General features: G+C 70.8%; 13 protein-coding genes, 1 tRNA gene and 1 pseudogene. 7 read left to right on the forward strand and 8 right to left on the reverse strand.

What is annotated here, in order from left to right:
* Positions 1–48: 48 nt before the first annotated feature.
* On the reverse strand, positions 49–1,569 hold the full coding sequence (locus ACLLJJ_RS14590; protein WP_434590874.1) for an MFS transporter: 1,521 nt from the start codon (positions 1,567–1,569) through the stop codon (positions 49–51).
* 61 nt (positions 1,570–1,630) lie between these two features.
* On the opposite strand from ACLLJJ_RS14590, the gene ACLLJJ_RS14595 reads away from it, so the two are divergent.
* Entirely contained in the window at positions 1,631–2,680 is a 1,050-nt protein-coding gene (locus ACLLJJ_RS14595) for a helix-turn-helix transcriptional regulator (RefSeq protein ID WP_434590877.1), read from the forward strand.
* A gap of 86 nt (positions 2,681–2,766) precedes the next feature.
* Here ACLLJJ_RS14595 and ACLLJJ_RS14600 read toward each other — a convergent pair whose 3' ends face one another.
* Positions 2,767–3,789, reverse strand: a complete 1,023-nt coding sequence (locus ACLLJJ_RS14600; protein WP_434590880.1) for a sigma-70 family RNA polymerase sigma factor — start codon at positions 3,787–3,789, stop codon at positions 2,767–2,769.
* Positions 3,790–3,918: 129 nt separating this feature from the next.
* Between ACLLJJ_RS14600 and ACLLJJ_RS14605 the strand changes: the two genes are divergently transcribed.
* Complete coding sequence (locus ACLLJJ_RS14605; protein ID WP_434590882.1) at positions 3,919–4,116, forward strand: hypothetical protein; 198 nt, start codon at positions 3,919–3,921, stop codon at positions 4,114–4,116.
* A 62-nt stretch (positions 4,117–4,178) separates the two neighbouring features.
* Here ACLLJJ_RS14605 and ACLLJJ_RS14610 read toward each other — a convergent pair whose 3' ends face one another.
* Positions 4,179–4,940 (reverse strand): DODA-type extradiol aromatic ring-opening family dioxygenase, encoded by a 762-nt coding sequence (locus tag ACLLJJ_RS14610; RefSeq protein ID WP_434600420.1) that lies wholly within the window; start codon positions 4,938–4,940, stop codon positions 4,179–4,181.
* Positions 4,941–5,060: 120 nt separating this feature from the next.
* On the opposite strand from ACLLJJ_RS14610, the gene ACLLJJ_RS14615 reads away from it, so the two are divergent.
* Positions 5,061–5,552, forward strand: a complete 492-nt coding sequence (locus tag ACLLJJ_RS14615; RefSeq protein WP_434590885.1) for a MarR family winged helix-turn-helix transcriptional regulator — start codon at positions 5,061–5,063, stop codon at positions 5,550–5,552.
* 73 nt (positions 5,553–5,625) lie between these two features.
* On the opposite strand, the gene ACLLJJ_RS14620 is transcribed toward ACLLJJ_RS14615, so the two are convergent.
* Positions 5,626–7,158 carry an MFS transporter gene (locus ACLLJJ_RS14620; protein ID WP_434590888.1) on the reverse strand — a complete coding sequence of 511 codons (1,533 nt, stop codon included), beginning with the start codon at positions 7,156–7,158 and terminating at the stop codon, positions 5,626–5,628.
* A gap of 66 nt (positions 7,159–7,224) precedes the next feature.
* Entirely contained in the window at positions 7,225–7,872 is a 648-nt protein-coding gene (locus tag ACLLJJ_RS14625) for a TetR/AcrR family transcriptional regulator (RefSeq protein WP_434590891.1), read from the reverse strand.
* Between the two features lie 277 nt (positions 7,873–8,149).
* On the opposite strand from ACLLJJ_RS14625, the gene ACLLJJ_RS14630 reads away from it, so the two are divergent.
* Positions 8,150–9,457, forward strand: coding sequence for a M6 family metalloprotease domain-containing protein (locus ACLLJJ_RS14630; RefSeq protein ID WP_434590894.1), 1,308 nt, complete (start codon positions 8,150–8,152; stop codon positions 9,455–9,457).
* A 48-nt stretch (positions 9,458–9,505) separates the two neighbouring features.
* Here ACLLJJ_RS14630 and ACLLJJ_RS14635 read toward each other — a convergent pair whose 3' ends face one another.
* Entirely contained in the window at positions 9,506–11,209 is a 1,704-nt protein-coding gene (locus tag ACLLJJ_RS14635) for a class I adenylate-forming enzyme family protein (protein WP_434590897.1), read from the reverse strand.
* An 823-nt stretch (positions 11,210–12,032) separates the two neighbouring features.
* Between ACLLJJ_RS14635 and ACLLJJ_RS14640 the strand changes: the two genes are divergently transcribed.
* A tRNA-Arg gene (locus ACLLJJ_RS14640) sits at positions 12,033–12,105 on the forward strand.
* Positions 12,106–12,472: 367 nt separating this feature from the next.
* Here the strand turns inward: ACLLJJ_RS14640 and ACLLJJ_RS14645 are convergent.
* Entirely contained in the window at positions 12,473–12,646 is a 174-nt protein-coding gene (locus tag ACLLJJ_RS14645; RefSeq protein WP_434600688.1) for a hypothetical protein, read from the reverse strand.
* Here ACLLJJ_RS14645 and ACLLJJ_RS14650 point away from each other — a divergent pair.
* Positions 12,639–12,866, forward strand: a pseudogene (locus tag ACLLJJ_RS14650) (HD domain-containing protein); the annotation flags it as partial. The gene ACLLJJ_RS14645 and the pseudogene ACLLJJ_RS14650 sit on opposite strands and share 8 nt — an antisense overlap.
* A gap of 174 nt (positions 12,867–13,040) precedes the next feature.
* Positions 13,041–13,772, forward strand: a complete 732-nt coding sequence (locus tag ACLLJJ_RS14655; protein ID WP_434590898.1) for a TNT domain-containing protein — start codon at positions 13,041–13,043, stop codon at positions 13,770–13,772.
* A 197-nt stretch (positions 13,773–13,969) separates the two neighbouring features.
* Here the strand turns inward: ACLLJJ_RS14655 and ACLLJJ_RS14660 are convergent, their stop codons facing one another.
* Positions 13,970–14,926 carry an adhesin gene (locus ACLLJJ_RS14660; RefSeq protein ID WP_434590901.1) on the reverse strand — a complete coding sequence of 319 codons (957 nt, stop codon included), beginning with the start codon at positions 14,924–14,926 and terminating at the stop codon, positions 13,970–13,972.
* Between the last annotated feature and the right edge of the window lie 28 nt (positions 14,927–14,954).

Genomic DNA, 14,954 nt, shown 5'->3' on the forward strand with positions numbered 1-14,954 from the left:
TGCCGGTGGGCACGGGCGCCGTCGTGGGCCGGAGCGGACCGGGGTGGGTCAGGGGGTGAACGCCGGCTCCTTCGCCGGAGCCGACGACGCCGGAGCGTCGTCCCCGTCCTCGATCTCGTCCTCGACCGCTGCCCGCGAGTGCGCCGGCAGCGCGAACATCAGGCCGAAGATGATCACCAGGACACCCACCGCCCACCACAGCGCGTTCTGGAACGCGTCGACGAAGGCCATCCCCATCTCACTCGGCGCGAGCCCGTCGTCGATGACCCCGAAGAAGACGACCGACACCAGGCCGAGGCCCAGCGCGTTGCCCGTCTGCTGCATGGTGTTGATCAGCCCGGACGCGGAACCGGAGTGACCGCGCGGCACCTCCGACAGCACGGCCTCGGTCAGCGGCGCCACGATCAGGCCCATGCCGACGCCCATGACGACCAGCGGGAGCACCATCTGCCAGGAGTGGATGGCCGTGCCGTACCGGTCGGCCTCCCAGATGTAGATGAGCAGCCCCGCCGCCATCGTCAGCGCGCCCGCCTGGAGCACCTTGCGGCCGAAGCGCGGAACGAGCTTCTGTACGGAAATGCCCGCCGCCACGGACACGGCGATGGAGAACGGGATGCCGGTGGTGCCCGCCCGCAGCGCGCTCCAGCCGAGTCCGACCTGCATGTACAGCGTCCAGACCAGGAAGAAGATGCCCAGGGCGACACCGAAGGTCAGCTGCACGGCGGTGCCCGCGGCGAAGCTCTTCACCTTGAACAGCGAGAGCTCGACGAGCGGCGAGCCGTCCTTGCGGGCCTTGTACCGCTCGTACACCACGAAGATCGCGAAGACGCCGAGGCTGCCGACCATCAGGAGGTGGCCCCACAGCGGCCAGTTGAGCTCCTCGCCGCGCGTCAGGGGGTATATCAACATCAGCAGGCCGAGCGTCGCGAGCGCCACACCGACCAGGTCGAGGCGCAGCGCCTTGGGGGCCTTGGACTCGCTGATGTAGCGGCTTCCGAGAATCAGACCGGCGATGCCGACCGGCAGGTTGATGAGGAAGATCGGCCGCCATTCCAGACCGAACAGGTTCCACTCGGTGAGCAGCGCGCCGAGCAGCGGGCCCGACACCGCGCCGAGGCCGACGATCGCGCCGAACAGGCCGAAGACCTTGCCGCGCTCGTGGGCAGGGAAGGTGGCGTGGACGATCGACAGGACCTGCGGCACCATCAGGGCCGCCGTCGCGCCCTGCAGGATGCGGGAGGCGACGAGCATCTCCGGGTTCGCGGCGAAGCCACAGAGCGCCGAGGCGAGCGTGAAGCCGCCGATGCCGATCAGGAAGAGCCGCTTGCGCCCGTAGATGTCACCGAGCCTGCCGCCGGTGATGAGGCCCGCCGCGAACGCCAGGGCGTACCCCGCGGTGATCCACTGGATCGAGCTGAACGTCGCGTCCAGGCCCTCCTGGATGCTCGGGATCGCGATGTTGACGATGGTGACGTCGACCAGGTCCATGAAGGCCGCGGTCATCACGATGGCGAGAGCGAACCACCTGCGACGGTCGGTCTGCTCGGGCGGCAGAGATGTGGAAGTCATGAGAAGAAGTTAGACGGGATGTAGGACAAAAGGCGGCCTACTTACCCGGCATCCTGGAACCATGACGACGACGGACACTCCGGTACGCCTGCTGCGACTGCTCTCGCTCCTCCAGACGCCCCGCGACTGGCCCGGCAGCGAGATCGCCGAGCGCCTGCACGTGAGCCGTCGCACCGTAAGGCGCGACATCGACCGGCTGCGCGACCTCGGCTATCCCGTACAGGCCACGATGGGCGCGGACGGCGGCTACCGGCTCGTGGCGGGCAAGGCCATGCCGCCGCTGCTCCTCGACGACGAGGAGGCGGTCGCCATCGCGGTGGGGCTGCGGGCCGGGGCGGGCCACGCGGTCGAGGGCATCGAGGAGGCCTCCGTGCGCGCGCTGGCCAAGCTTGAACAGGTGCTGCCGTCCAGGCTGCGGCGTCAGGTCTCCAGCCTCCAGGCCGCGACGATCCCGCTGACCAGCGGCGACGGCGCGACCATCGACCCCCATACGCTCACCGCGATCGCCGGCGCCGCCACCGGGCAGGAGCGGCTGCGGTTCGCCTACCGGTCGAGGGACGGCTCGGCGAGCAAGCGCCTGGTGGAGCCGTACCGGCTGGTGAGCACCGGACGGCGCTGGTACCTGGTCGCGTACGACCTGGACCGGGAGGCGTGGCGCACGTTCCGCGTGGACCGGGTCAGTGAGCCGTTCCCCACGGCGGCGCGCTTCACGCCGCGCGCGCTGCCGAGCGGGGGCGCCGCCGAGTTCATCCGGCATTCGCTGGGCGGGTTCCAGTCGGGGTACCGGGTGGTGGCGACCTTCCAGGCGCCCGCCGAATTCGTGGCGGCGCGATTGCCCGCCTCGCTCGGCACACCCGAGCCGATCGACGCGGACAGCTGCCGACTGCAGACCATGGCCACCGACTCGCGGGAGTGGCTGGCGGTTCGACTGGCGCTGGTGGACTGCGAGTTCAAGGTGCACGAGCCGCAGGACCTGGTGGACTGCCTGGCCGATCTCGGCGGCAGGATCAGCCGCGCGGTGACCCCGACCGCGGACCCGGTGGACCCGGAGACATCGGTGGGCCCTGACAACTCGGCAGCCGAATGGAAAGAGCCGACGGGACAGCACTGAAGGGACGGATACGGGGAGCCCCGGCGCCGGGGGGAGCGCGCCGGGGCCCTGCCCTGGGAAGACACGGTCCTTGATACGGCAGGCGGTTACGCCGCCGATTCGAACCCCGTGTCGTGGGCCATGCGCTTGAGCTCCAGCAGGGCGTGCTTCTCGATCTGCCTGATCCGCTCACGCGTGAGTCCGTGCTGCTTGCCGACCTCGGTCAGCGTCCGCTCCCGGCCGTCCTCGATGCCGTACCGCATGCGGATGATCGAGGCCGTGCGCTCGTCGAGCTTGGCTATCAGGTCCTCAAGCTCTTCGCTGCGCAGCAGCGAGAGCACCGACTGCTCGGGCGAGACCGCCGAGCCGTCCTCGATCAGGTCACCGAACTGTGTCTCACCGGCGTCGTCCACCGGCATGTTCAGCGAGACGGGGTCCCGCGCCCAGTCCAGCACGTCACTGACGCGCTGCGGCTTGGTCTCCAGCTCGGCGGCGATCTCCGTGTGCTCCGGGTCGCGCCCGTGCTCACGGTTGAACTCGCGCTGTACGCGCCGGATTCGGCCGAGCTCTTCGACCAGGTGGACGGGGAGCCGGATGGTACGGGACTGGTCCGCTATGGACCGGGTGATCGCCTGACGGATCCACCAGGTCGCGTACGTGGAGAACTTGAAGCCCTTCGCGTAGTCGAACTTCTCGACCGCGCGCACCAGGCCGGCGTTCCCCTCCTGGACCAGGTCGAGCAGGGGGAGGCCGCTGCGGGGGTACCGGCGGGCGACCGCCACGACCAGGCGGAGGTTGGCACGGATGAAGAGGTCCTTGGCGCGCTCGCCGTCGGCGACCAGCGCCTCCAGCTCCTCGCGCGAGGCTCCGCCCGCTTCACTCTCCCCCGCCGTGGCAAGGGCCGATGTCACGGTCTTGTCGAGGATCCGCTGCGCGTAGACGCCTGCCTCGATGGTCTGGGACAGGTCGACTTCTTTGGCGGCGTCGAGCAGAGGCGTCCGTGCGATTTCGTCGAGGTACATGCCGACCAGGTCGCGGTCGGCGATCTCCCCGGTGGCGGCGCGAACGCTGCGTACGCCCGCGGACCCGCTGGTGGCGGTCTGACGACGGGCGACGGCACGGGTTGCCATGCTTGCTCCCTTGCGTGAGTAGGTCGCGATGGTGTGGCTGCCGGACACCTTTCGTGTGCCCTGCCTCCGATGGAAACAACGACTGGAATCCGGACAGAATTCCCATGCCGTGCCTTCATTTTCGTGATCTTGCAGTACCCTGTTGGCCGCCGAGGCGGGCCGGATGGCGCAGGAACACTCGAAGCGCAGGTCAGGGCGGGCACGGAGGCCGACCTCAGCGTCCTCACCGACCACTGCGACCACTACGCGCGTGAGACGGCCATCACATGTGACGCGTCCGTTCTCCCGCCCGAGCAGCGCCGCCCGTGGTGGCGCTCCCACCCCTGAAGACGGCCCACACCGCCTTCAGGTTGCTCGGGATGTCCGGTCCGGCCGGATACCGGGCCCCGTCATCCCACCTGGACCGAGCGCTTCGACAGGCCCATCCAGAAGCCGTCGATCACCTCGCGCTGCGTGCCCAGCTCCCCCTCCCCCGCCCCCAGCGTCACGAACAGCGGCGCGAAGTGCTCCGTGCGCGGGTGGGCGAGCCGTCCGGACGGGGCCTTGTGCTCGAAGTCCAGGAGCGCGTCCACGTCCGCCGCCGCCAGCGCCTCCCGCCCCCATGCGTCGAACTCCGCCGACCAGCCCGGGACGCCCGGCCCCGGGTGCCGCAGGGCCGCCAGGTTGTGGGTGAAGAAGCCGCTGCCGACGATCAGTACGCCCTCGTCCCGCAGCGGCGCGAGCTTGCGCCCGATGTCCATCAGCTTCCGCGGGTCGAGCGTGGGCATGGAGATCTGGAGGACGGGGATGTCGGCCGCCGGGAACATCTCCACCAGCGGGACGTACGCCCCGTGGTCGAGACCCCGGTCCGCGATGTCCTGCACCGGCGTCCCCGCGCCGCGCAGCAGCTTGCGCACGGACTCGGCGAGCAGGGGGGCGCCCGGGGCGGCGTACCGCACCTGGTAGTAGTGCTCGGAGAAGCCCCAGAAGTCGTACACCAGCGGCGCGCTCTCGGTCGCGCCGAGCGCGAGCGGGGCCTCCTCCCAGTGCGCGGAGACCATCAGGATCGCCCGGGGCCTCGGCAGCGTGGCGGACCAGGCGGCCAGCTCCGCCGGCCAGAGCGGGTCGTCGGCCAGCGGCGGGGCTCCGTGGCTCAGATAGAGGGCGGGCATGCGCTCCACGGGCCTCATCCTTTCTTGGGCACTATGTGCTTTAAAGTTCAAGCTCCAGTCACTGTCAAGCCTAGCCCCAGCTAGTTTAAGTTTCAAGGATGAGGTCGTAGAGTGGTCCTCATGACGACGGCACCCCGATGGCTCAGCGACGAGGAACAGCGCACGTGGCGCGCGTACCGCCAGGCCACGACACTCCTGGAGGACCATCTCGACCGCCAGTTGCAGCGCGACGCCGGGATGCCGCACGTCTACTACGGCCTGCTCGTGCAGCTCGGCGAGGCACCCGGGCGGCGGCTGCGGATGACCGAGCTGGCCCGGATCGCGAAAATCACCCGGTCCCGGCTCTCGCACGCCGTCGCCCGGCTGGAGCGCAACGGCTGGGTGCGCCGCGAGGACTGCCCGTCCGACCGCCGCGGACAGAACGCCGTACTCACCGACGGGGGCTACGCCGTACTGGAGCGGACCGCGCCGAGCCATGTCCGCACCGTCCGCCAGGCGATGTTCGACCGGTTGACGCCCGAGCAGGTGGGCCAGCTCGGCGAGATCATGCGCGTCGTCGCGGAGGGCCTGCAGCCCTCGGACGCGAACGCGGACCTGCCCTGGCTCCGCTGAAGAAGCGGAACCAGGGCAGGCCCGGTGGGTGGTGCCTTCGGCGTCGGCGCGCGATATGTGAGCGCGCGATACGTCAGTGCGCGATGACGGGGATCTTCAGCTCGTCCTCGACACTCTCGCCGTCGCTCGAAGCGACGACGGTCGTATTCGGACGGCCCGTGGTGATCAGCGTGAACGCGATCGTCGCGGAGACCACCAGGATGCCGACCGCCCACCAGATGGCGCTCGCGTAGCCGTGCACCATGGCCTGCGCCTGGAGCAGCTGCGCGTTGGTGGCGCCGGCCGCGTTGTCCACGAGGTACGCGGTGGTGGCGCTGGCGGCGATCGTGTTCAGCAGCGCCGTACCGATCGCGCCGCCCACCTGCTGCGAGGTGTTGACCATGGCCGAGGCCACGCCCGCGTCCCGCGGCTCGATGCCGTGCGTCGCCATGGACATGGCCGGCATGAACGCCGTACCCATACCGAGGCCGAGCAGCAGCTGACCCGGGAGGATCAGTCCGGCGTACGAGGAGCCGATCTCCAGCTGCGTCAGCAGCAGCATGCCGACCGCCGCGACCAGGAAGCCCGGACCCATCAGCCAGCGCGGTGCGACCCGCGTCATCAGCCGGGCGCCGATCTGGGTCGAGCCCGTGATCATGCCCGCCATCATCGGCAGGAAGGCGAAGCCGGTCTTGACCGGCGAGAAGCCCTTCACGATCTGGAGGTAGTACGTCAGGAAGAGGAACAGACCGAACATCGCGATGACGGCGAGACCCAGCGAGAGGTACACCCCGCCGCGGTTGCGCTCCAGCAGGACGCGCAGCGGCAGCAGCGGCGACTTGACCTTCGACTCGACGAGCACGAAGGAGGCCAGCAGCACGGCGGAGGCCACGAACAGGCCGATCGTCACGCCCGACGCCCAGCCGTCCGACTCGGCGCGGGTGAAGCCGTACACCAGCGAGACCAGACCCAGCGTGGAGAGCACCACACCCGGGATGTCGAGCGGCGAGCGGTTGCGGCCGCCGGCCGGCTCACGGATCACGAAGTACGCGCCGATCGCGGCCACGACGGCGAAGGGGATGTTGACGAAGAAGGTCCAGCGCCAGTTCAGGTACTCGGTGAGGAAGCCGCCCAGGATCAGGCCGACCGCGCCACCGCCACCGGCGATCGCACCGTAAATGCCGAACGCCTTGGCGCGCTCACGTACGTCGGTGAACGTCACCGCGAGCAGCGAGAGCGCGGCCGGCGCGAGCAGTGCGCCGAAGGCACCCTGCAGGGCGCGCGAGCCCAGCATCATGGCCTCGTTGGCCGCGGCGCCACCGAGCGCGGAGGCCGCGGCGAAGCCGATGAGTCCGACGACAAAGGTGCGCTTGCGTCCCCACAGGTCGGCTATGCGGCCACCGAAGAGCAGCAGACCGCCGAAGGCCAGGGCGTAGGCGGTGATGACCCACTGCCGGTTGGCGTCCGAGATTCCCAGGTCCTGCTGGGCGGACGGCAGGGCGATGTTCACGATGGTCGCGTCGAGCACCACCATGAGCTGGGCGAGGGCGATGAAGATCAGGGCTTTCCAGCGCCGGGGGTCGGGCAACGGGGTGCCGACTGCTCTTGATTCGGATGTTTTTGGCATGGAGGTATCCACCTAAGGGTGTGAAGAGGCGAAAAAGGTACGTAACTTCAGGTGCAGGGGCGGGAGTTACGACTCCCGGCGCAGGTCCCCCAAGGTCGCGGGAGAGCCAGGAAGGACTGAGCGCGCCGGCGCCTCCAGGCCGTCCAGGAACAGTTGCAGATGCCGGTGCACGAACTGATCGAAGTTCAGGCACGCGCTGCCCGGCAGTGGTCGGGTGAGCTGGGACAGGGCGACCATCAGGTCGCCGACGGCCACATCGGCGCGCAGCCGTCCCGCCTGTCGCGCGCGTCCCATGAGGCCGTTGACGACCTCTTCGAGGCGCTCGCGCTGGGCCAGCAGGTCCGAGTGGGCCGCGTCGAAGCCGTCGGTGAGCATCGGGCAGAGCGCCCCGATCCGCTCGTCGGCGGCCGCGTGCACGAAGCGACGCAGGGCTTCGAAGGGGTCGGCCACCTCGGCGGACGCCGTCAGCGCCTGATCCACGGTGCGGGACATGACGGACAGCACGACCTCGTGAATCAGCCCGGCGCGGTCCGGGAAGTGCCGGTAGAGCGTCGCGTTGCCGATGCCCGCGCGGCGGGCGATCTCGTCGAGCGGCACCTCGGGGCCGAACTCGACGAACATCTCGCGCGCCGCCGCGATGATCCGCTCCCGGTTGCGCAGCGCGTCGGCCCGCGGGCGCGGGACTCGTCGCTGCGCGGTCTCGGTGGTGGTCACCACGGCACTCCCTCTCGTACGTAGGCCCTGCGTCGGCCGGGTGTCCGGCTCCGGGCTCGGCCCGCCTAAGCGGGGAGGACTTCCCCACTTCGGCGGACACAGATGCAAACGGGGAAGGGGTCCCCGGTTATTTCCTCAACCCGATGTGACCTGGATCACCGATTGTTCCCACGATCGGCCCACCCAGCGAGCGCCCGCGCGGGCCCCGACACAGGGTGAGCGGACGAGAGCAGTCAGGCACCGGAGACTGCCGCGGACGGCGAATGCGAGGCGTTCTATGCGGGAGACCCGCCCACGGATACGCACCTCCCGCCGAGCGGTCGGCGTCGCCGCCTTCACCTGCCTCTCCCTCGCGGTCGTCACCTCGGCGGGCTCCCCGCTCGCCGACCCCACCCGGGCATCGGCGGGCCCGAGCGCCACCGCGCAGCGCACGGCGGCCCAGGCCGAGGAGGACGCGTCGGCGATCAGCCCTTGCCGGCTGACGGGCGCGATGGGCGTGCAGATGTCCGAGGGCATACCGACCCCGTCCGGCTACTCGCGCTCCACGGGTGACGTCCGCGCCCTCACCCTCATGATCGACTTCCCGGACGCGCCCGGCGAGGGCCGTGCGCTCGACCGGTTCGCAGAGTTCTTCCCGCAGACCTCGCAGTGGTTCAGCACGAGCTCCTACGGCCGGCTGCGCTACCGGCCCGCGACACCGTTCACCGAGTGGCTGCGGATGCCGAAGCCGTTCGCCGCGTACGGGATCGACCGCGGCTCACCGTACGAACCGGGCTACCGGGGTCTCGTCGAGGACATCGCCGCCACCGCCGACTCCCGGGTGGACTTCACGGCGTACGACCTGATCAACATCCTCATCACGCCGAACGCGGGTCCTTCCGCCCTGGACACCGTGCTGTCCGTGACCTTCTCCGGGAACGACGACGCCCCACGCGCCGACGGGGTACCGCTCGCCAACACGTCGTTCGTCTACAGCCGCCAGGACGACGGCTCGGGATCGTACGGCGAGACCGGCTTTCGGGTGCTGCCGCACGAGAACGGCCATGTCTTCGGGCTGCCGGACCTCTACACCGTGGACGGCGGCGGCTCGGTCGGGCACTGGGACATCATGTCCGAGGACTGGGGCGCCAACAACGACCTCCTGGGCTGGCACAAGTGGAAGCTGGGCTGGCTGGACAACGCGCAGATCAGCTGCGCGACCCGGCCCGGCAGCAGTGAGCACGACCTGGCCCCGCTCGGGGCGCCCGGCACCGGCACCAAGCTGGCGTTCGTGCCGCTCACGGAGAAGACCGGTTACGCCGTGGAGGTACGCACCCGGGCGGGCAACGACGAGGCCGTGTGCAAGCCGGGCGTGCTGATCTACCGGGTCGACGCGGACGTCGACACCGGCCACGGGCCCGTGACGGTCGCCGACAGCGAACGCGACAGCGGCGGCTGCACGCGGCGGCCCAACGTGCACGCGGAGCTGTCGGACGCGCCGTTCGGGGTGGGCGAGACCTTCAAGGACCGGCAGTACGGACTGCGGATCTCGGTGACCGGCGAGGACGCGGGCGGCAACTACCGGGTCCGCGTCACCCGCCCCTGAGGGCCCCTCCGAGCACCCACCACTGAGCACGACGGGTGCTGCCGGGCACTACTCCTTGCCGAGGAGCTGTTCCCGGACGCTTCCGCGCAGCTCGCGCTTCAGGATCTTCCCGGTCGCGTTGCGGGGCAACGCCCCGTCCCGTACGAGGACATGGGCGGGCACCTTGAAGGAGGCGAGGCTGCCGCGGACGTGGGCGCGCAGCTCGTCGGGGCCGGCCGCGGCGCCGGGCCGCAGCTGCACCACGGCGGCGACCTCCTCGCCCAGCACCGGATGCGGCACGCCGAGCACGGCCGCGTCCAGCACATCGGGGTGGTCGTGCAGGACGGCCTCCACCTCGACGCAATACACGTTCTCGCCGCCGCGGATGACCATGTCCTTGATGCGGTCGACGACGCTGACGTACCCGTCGCGGGCGGTCGCGAGGTCCCCGGTCCTGAACCAGCCGCCCTCCGTGAACGCCTCCGCGGTGGCCGCCGCGTCCTGCCAGTACCCGCGGGCGAGCGACTGCCCGCGCAACCAGAGCTCGCCCACCTCGCCCTCGTCGAGCACCTCGCCGCCCGGCCCCACGATCCATACCTCGGTGGCCGGGGTGGGCCGACCGACACTGCCCGGGTCGGCGCGGTACCGCGCCCCGAAGTTCGCCAGGACGCCACCGCTGGTCTCGGTCAGCCCGTAACCGTTGCGCGGCTCGATGCGCTCGCCGTGGAGCGCGGTCAGCCGCGCCACCAGGTCGGGCGGGGCGGCGGCCCCGCCGGTGTTGAGCATGCCGAGCGAGCCGAGGCCGTCCCCGGCGGCCACCGCCGCGTCCAGCAACTGCAAGGCGGTGGAGGGCACACCCGCGTAGTGCGTCACGCCGTGCTGCCGGATGAGCCCGAGCGCCTTGTCCGCGTCCCACTTGCGCATCAGCACGAGCGTGCCGCCGGCCGCCATCGCCGCGTACAGCCCGGTGAAAGCGGCGACGTGGAAGAACGGGAACGTCATGAGCGACACGGGCGTGGGCCCCTGCCCGGGGATCTGTCCGCGCCCGAGCGCGGACAGCGAGGCGTGGTACAGCGGATTCATGGCGGCGCCGGCCTGCGCGAGGTGGGTGGCGACGGCGCCCTTGGGCCGCCCGGTCGTCCCCGACGTATAGATGATGGTGGCGTCGTCCTCGGCCCGCACCTCGACGTCCGGCGGCGCGTCCCTGGGGTCGGCCTCGGGCAGGTCGGCGTACAGCTCGGTCCGCTCCCCCACGACCGGCTCGGCGGCGTCCTCATGATGGAAGACGACGCACCGCGCCGAAGGATGGGCGCCCGTCCACCCCCGCACGCGCGCGAGGCGCTCCCCGTCGACGAGCAGCACGCCCGGCGCGCAGTCGTCGAGGGCGTACGTGAACTCCGCCTCGGTCCACCAGGCGTTCAGCGGCACGGCCACGAGCCCGGCCAGCTGGGCCGCCCAGAACGCGATCTGCCACTCGGGGTGATTGCGCATCGCGACCACGGCCCGGTCGCCCGGCTTCAGCCCGTACACCTCGACGAACCGCCGGGCGAGCGCGGAGGCGGCGGCGAAGAACTCCCCATACGTATAGGTCCTGGCGTCCCCCACAAGGAACGTCCGGTCGCCGAAGGCCCAGGTCGCCTCGACGAATTCCCGCAGCGTCCGTGGACCTCCCGCGTAGAGCGGGCTCCCGTCCTCCGCCCGTACAACGGCGAACGGCGCCCCGGGGGCGGTCAGCGCGGCTTCGTCGGCGCGCGACGGATCATTGTGCGGCACGGCGGGCCAGCCCTTCCTAAGCGCTTGCTCAGACCCTTGGACGCTATGCCCGCACCGGGACGCCGTCAACATCGGCCCAAGCCGCCACGCCCCCGACGCGCGCGTGCCCACCACGCGCGAGCCGCTGGTGTCGCGAGGCGTACGAGGCGCGAGGCGTACGAGGCCTCATCGGTGTACCGGCGTACGAAGGGCGCCGCGCCCAGGGACGAGCCGCGCGGTCTCTCCGACCTGCCGGTCCGACCTGCCGGTCCGACCTGCCGGTCCGACCTGCCGGTTCGACCTCCACCGACAGGCCCCCATCGGGACCCGGGACGCCGACCGGCTGACGCTGACGATCGGCGGCGACCCGGCCACGCTCGCGCTGGGCACGGGACGGTTGAAGCGGTCCTCGTTCCGGGCCGCCGTGGACCTCGCCGGCCTGACCTACACCTTCGAGCCGACCGGCAGGCACCGCAGCGTGCTGCGGCGCGACGGCCGGCAGGTGGCCCTGTTCATCTGGGCCGGCAACAGCCAGTCGGCCGCGATCCGGCGCCCGGAGGACGGCGCGGCCCCCCGCCCCGAGGACGCGGCAGTCGGCTACCTCCTCGCCACGGCCTTCGGCACCGGCGCCGCGAGCACCCGCTCGCTGCTGCTCGACGCGGCGATGGAAGCCATCGACGCCCTCCCCCGACCCGACGGCCACCACGCACCGGGTCGACGGCGGCCGGGTCGACAGCGACCGTCGGCAGCGCAACCGAGGCACCTCCGTAACCTGTTCCACAACCCACCACTCAACCCGGTAGGCTTACCCCCGGCCGCGACACCAGCGGTCGGTCACTTCCCCGCCTCCGTAGCTCAGGGGATAGAGCACCGCTCTCCTAAAGCGGGTGCCGCAGGTTCGAATCCTGCCGGGGGCACACGTCAGTCAGCAGGTCAGCACGAGGAAGGGCCCCCTCGTTCATTCGAACGAGGGGGCCCTTCCTCGTTCAAGTGCCACACAGCCGCCACTCCCCCGGATGATCAAGGCGTTCGCGTCACCCGTTCGAGGCGCCGCTTCTTTGCCGCAGTCGCCCTGCGCGGCGCCCTGGGGTGGCGAAGGGCGCCGTTGAGGTCAAGCCTTGGGCGCGGGGACGATGAACGCCCGTGTCGGCGGGGGCTGAGGATCGCGAGTGTCCGGCGCCCGCGCCACCCTCCACTGCCCGATGAGCCACGCGTACCTCGGGTCAATTCACTGCTGGGCCATGCGGTCTCCCTCCTGATTCCGATCGCAGCGTAGGGGCTCGGTCAGCCCTTGGGCTTGGGGATGATGACGATGGGGCCGCCCTGGTCGCCCGAGTGCTGGCACGATGCCGCGACCGGGATGCCGGTGTCGGTGGGGCCGCCCCACATCTCCGGACGCGGCCTGCACCCGGCGGCCTGGATCGCCTGCCGGGTGCGGAGCAGAGCGTCCGAGGCCAAAGAGTCGCCCGTGGCGATCTGTGCCCGCGACGCGGACAAGCTGGAGTGCCTGCTTCAGGGCATCGAGTACAAGGCGCAGGGCTACGAGAACGTTCAGCGGTGGATTGACGACAGTCGTGGGCGCCTCGTCACCGAGACCGCGAACCGGTTGGCTGACGAGTTGCTGTCGCAGGGCCCGATCGACTGGCTGCGCACCGCCCTGGGCGAGTCACAGCAATAGCCCCGACTTTCGCAACGGCCAATTTTTATGGTTCCAGGCGGTGTTCGTGGTCGCCGAACGGCCGTGCCGCCCAGGGGTCATTCACTTTCTGCCACCAACCGGATACCTTCCGTGAAGTCAGTACGTCAGTCAGTACGCCAGTCCGTACGTCGTTGACACGTGAGGAGACCCCGAGTGGGCCGTATCAGCAGTGCTCTTGCCGCACTTGGCGCCGTTGCCGTGATCGTGGCAGGTCCCGGCACGCAGGCCGCCACCGCCGCGCCTGCCCAGGCTGCCGACGAGCGGGGGGCCCTTCGGGCCGCCTCGGCGGCAGACCAGCCCGAGGTCTGCACCGGGAAGTTCCAGGGGGACGCGCGGCTGGGGCCCGAGCGGTTGCCGAAGAAGTGGCAGAAGCCCGTGGGGCCGCTCCTCAATCGGTACCACCGGACCGGGAAGCTGTCGTCGCAGGACTTCCTGAAGAAGTACTGGGAAGGCCCGGCCGAATCGGGCGGCTGGAAGTACCCGCCCAACGACGGCTTCGGTGACGTCAACGGGGAAGTGGACAAGCACCCGCAGCGGCTCGCGCGCGGGCAGAAGCTCGACCGCTTCGGGTCCGAGTACGGCTCGTACCTGGCCCCGGCCGGTGACGCCTACGCGAAGCGGGCGCTGCCTCCGCAGAGTCTCAACACCTTTGACCCAGCCGTCCCTTGCAACTATCGCGTGTATCAGGTCGCCAAGTCGTTCACCGTGTGGCAGGGCGGCATCGCGCCCTGGTTCGAGCAGCCCGGCCGTGGGCAGCAGATCAAGCTGGACCCGGCGTTCCTCGACCCGGGGCAGGGCCAGGCGCTCAATGTGAAGTGGCTGCTCGACCGGGGCTACCTCGCTCCGGTGGCGACAGGTCCGGCCCCGGCGCAGCCGACGACGTAACCCCGTACCGGACCGGCACCGCCGGTGGGCCGCACCGCATCAGGTCGCGGTGGCCGGCGGGCACCACCGGATCGAGGCCCCGCACGGACCGTCTCCCACGCCCCCCGGCTTCCTTCTTCTACGGGATCGTGCGGGGCGTGGGAAGCGGGGCCTACGGGCTCGGGCTCAGGAAGACGGCGAGCGCTCGGGCCCCGCGCTCACTGCCGGCACGTCAACTTCATCTGCGCCGCCGCGTGATGCGCCCCCACCAGCGCCGCGTCGCCCCAGTCCCGCCCCCGGTCGATCAGCTGGATCGCGATCCGGCCGCCCTTGACCGCGTAACTCCCGACCGGCACCAGGGCGCCGCGATGCACCGTCTGGCGCACGGCGAACGCCTCGTACGACGACTTCTCCTCGTTGGGGTCGGCGAGCACCCGGTAGAACGTGGGGTTGCCCGCGACATCGTTGTCACGGTCACTCTTGGGGACGAACACCGCGAGCCCGCACTTGTCGAACCCCTTGCCGACATCCCAGGACCAGACGGCGCTGCTGCCCCGGTCCTTGTCGGGAGCGCCGGACATGGGGACGGCACTGAAACTCCCTTCGCATGAACCCGCCGTCGAACCACCGGACTTGACGGTGTACCAGGCCGCGATGCCGTTCTCGAAACGTCCGAACTCGCGGTAGCTCCCGCCGGGACAGCCGGGCCCCGCCCACGCCGTGAACGACGGGCCGCGCGCGGGCGGCGGCGGCTTGGCGGGTGCCTTCGGGGGCCGGGAGGTGGGGGTCGGGGTCCCGGCCGGATCGGCGGACTCCTGCCCGGTCGGGCCGATCCGGGTCGGCGCCCCGCCGGGCGCGTCGTCCGCGTTGCCCACGGGGCCGTCCGTACCGCCGCCGTCGGAGTCGGAGTCCGTCAGCAGCGTCGCCGACACGACCAGGACGGCCAGTGCGACCCCGAGCCCCGTGGCCACCCACACCTTTCGCGCCCGGGTGAGGGTGGAGAACCGGCCGAACATCGTCTCCCGGGCGACCCAGCGCCCGTCCGCGGCCCGCCCCCCGTCCGCACCCGCCCCGCACTCCGGGCAGACCATGCCGGGCAACACACCTCTGCGACCACCGCCGCACCGTTCGCACACCATGAGGACCTTCTCGCGCCGTACTTCAACGATCAACATCCTGACCGGTCGGCCAGTAGCCAAGTGG

Origin of the sequence: Streptomyces sp. A5-4, from assembly GCF_051131715.1 — a bacterium.
Classification (GTDB): Bacteria; Actinomycetota; Actinomycetes; order Streptomycetales; family Streptomycetaceae; genus Streptomyces.

What these genes read in the sequence shown, in the direction of transcription:
- ACLLJJ_RS14610 (WP_434600420.1), bottom strand. Translation starts at nt 4,940, where the DNA reads ATGCCCGCCCTCTATCTGAGCCACGGAGCCCCGCCGCTGGCCGACGAC.
- ACLLJJ_RS14620 (WP_434590888.1), bottom strand. Translation starts at nt 7,158, where the DNA reads ATGCCAAAAACATCCGAATCAAGAGCAGTCGGCACCCCGTTGCCCGAC.
- ACLLJJ_RS14615 (WP_434590885.1), top strand. Translation starts at nt 5,061, where the DNA reads ATGACGACGGCACCCCGATGGCTCAGCGACGAGGAACAGCGCACGTGG.
- ACLLJJ_RS14595 (WP_434590877.1), top strand. Translation starts at nt 1,631, where the DNA reads ATGACGACGACGGACACTCCGGTACGCCTGCTGCGACTGCTCTCGCTC.
- ACLLJJ_RS14590 (WP_434590874.1), bottom strand. Translation starts at nt 1,569, where the DNA reads ATGACTTCCACATCTCTGCCGCCCGAGCAGACCGACCGTCGCAGGTGG.
- ACLLJJ_RS14600 (WP_434590880.1), bottom strand. Translation starts at nt 3,789, where the DNA reads ATGGCAACCCGTGCCGTCGCCCGTCGTCAGACCGCCACCAGCGGGTCC.
- ACLLJJ_RS14660 (WP_434590901.1), bottom strand. Translation starts at nt 14,926, where the DNA reads ATGTTGATCGTTGAAGTACGGCGCGAGAAGGTCCTCATGGTGTGCGAA.
- ACLLJJ_RS14630 (WP_434590894.1), top strand. Translation starts at nt 8,150, where the DNA reads ATGCGGGAGACCCGCCCACGGATACGCACCTCCCGCCGAGCGGTCGGC.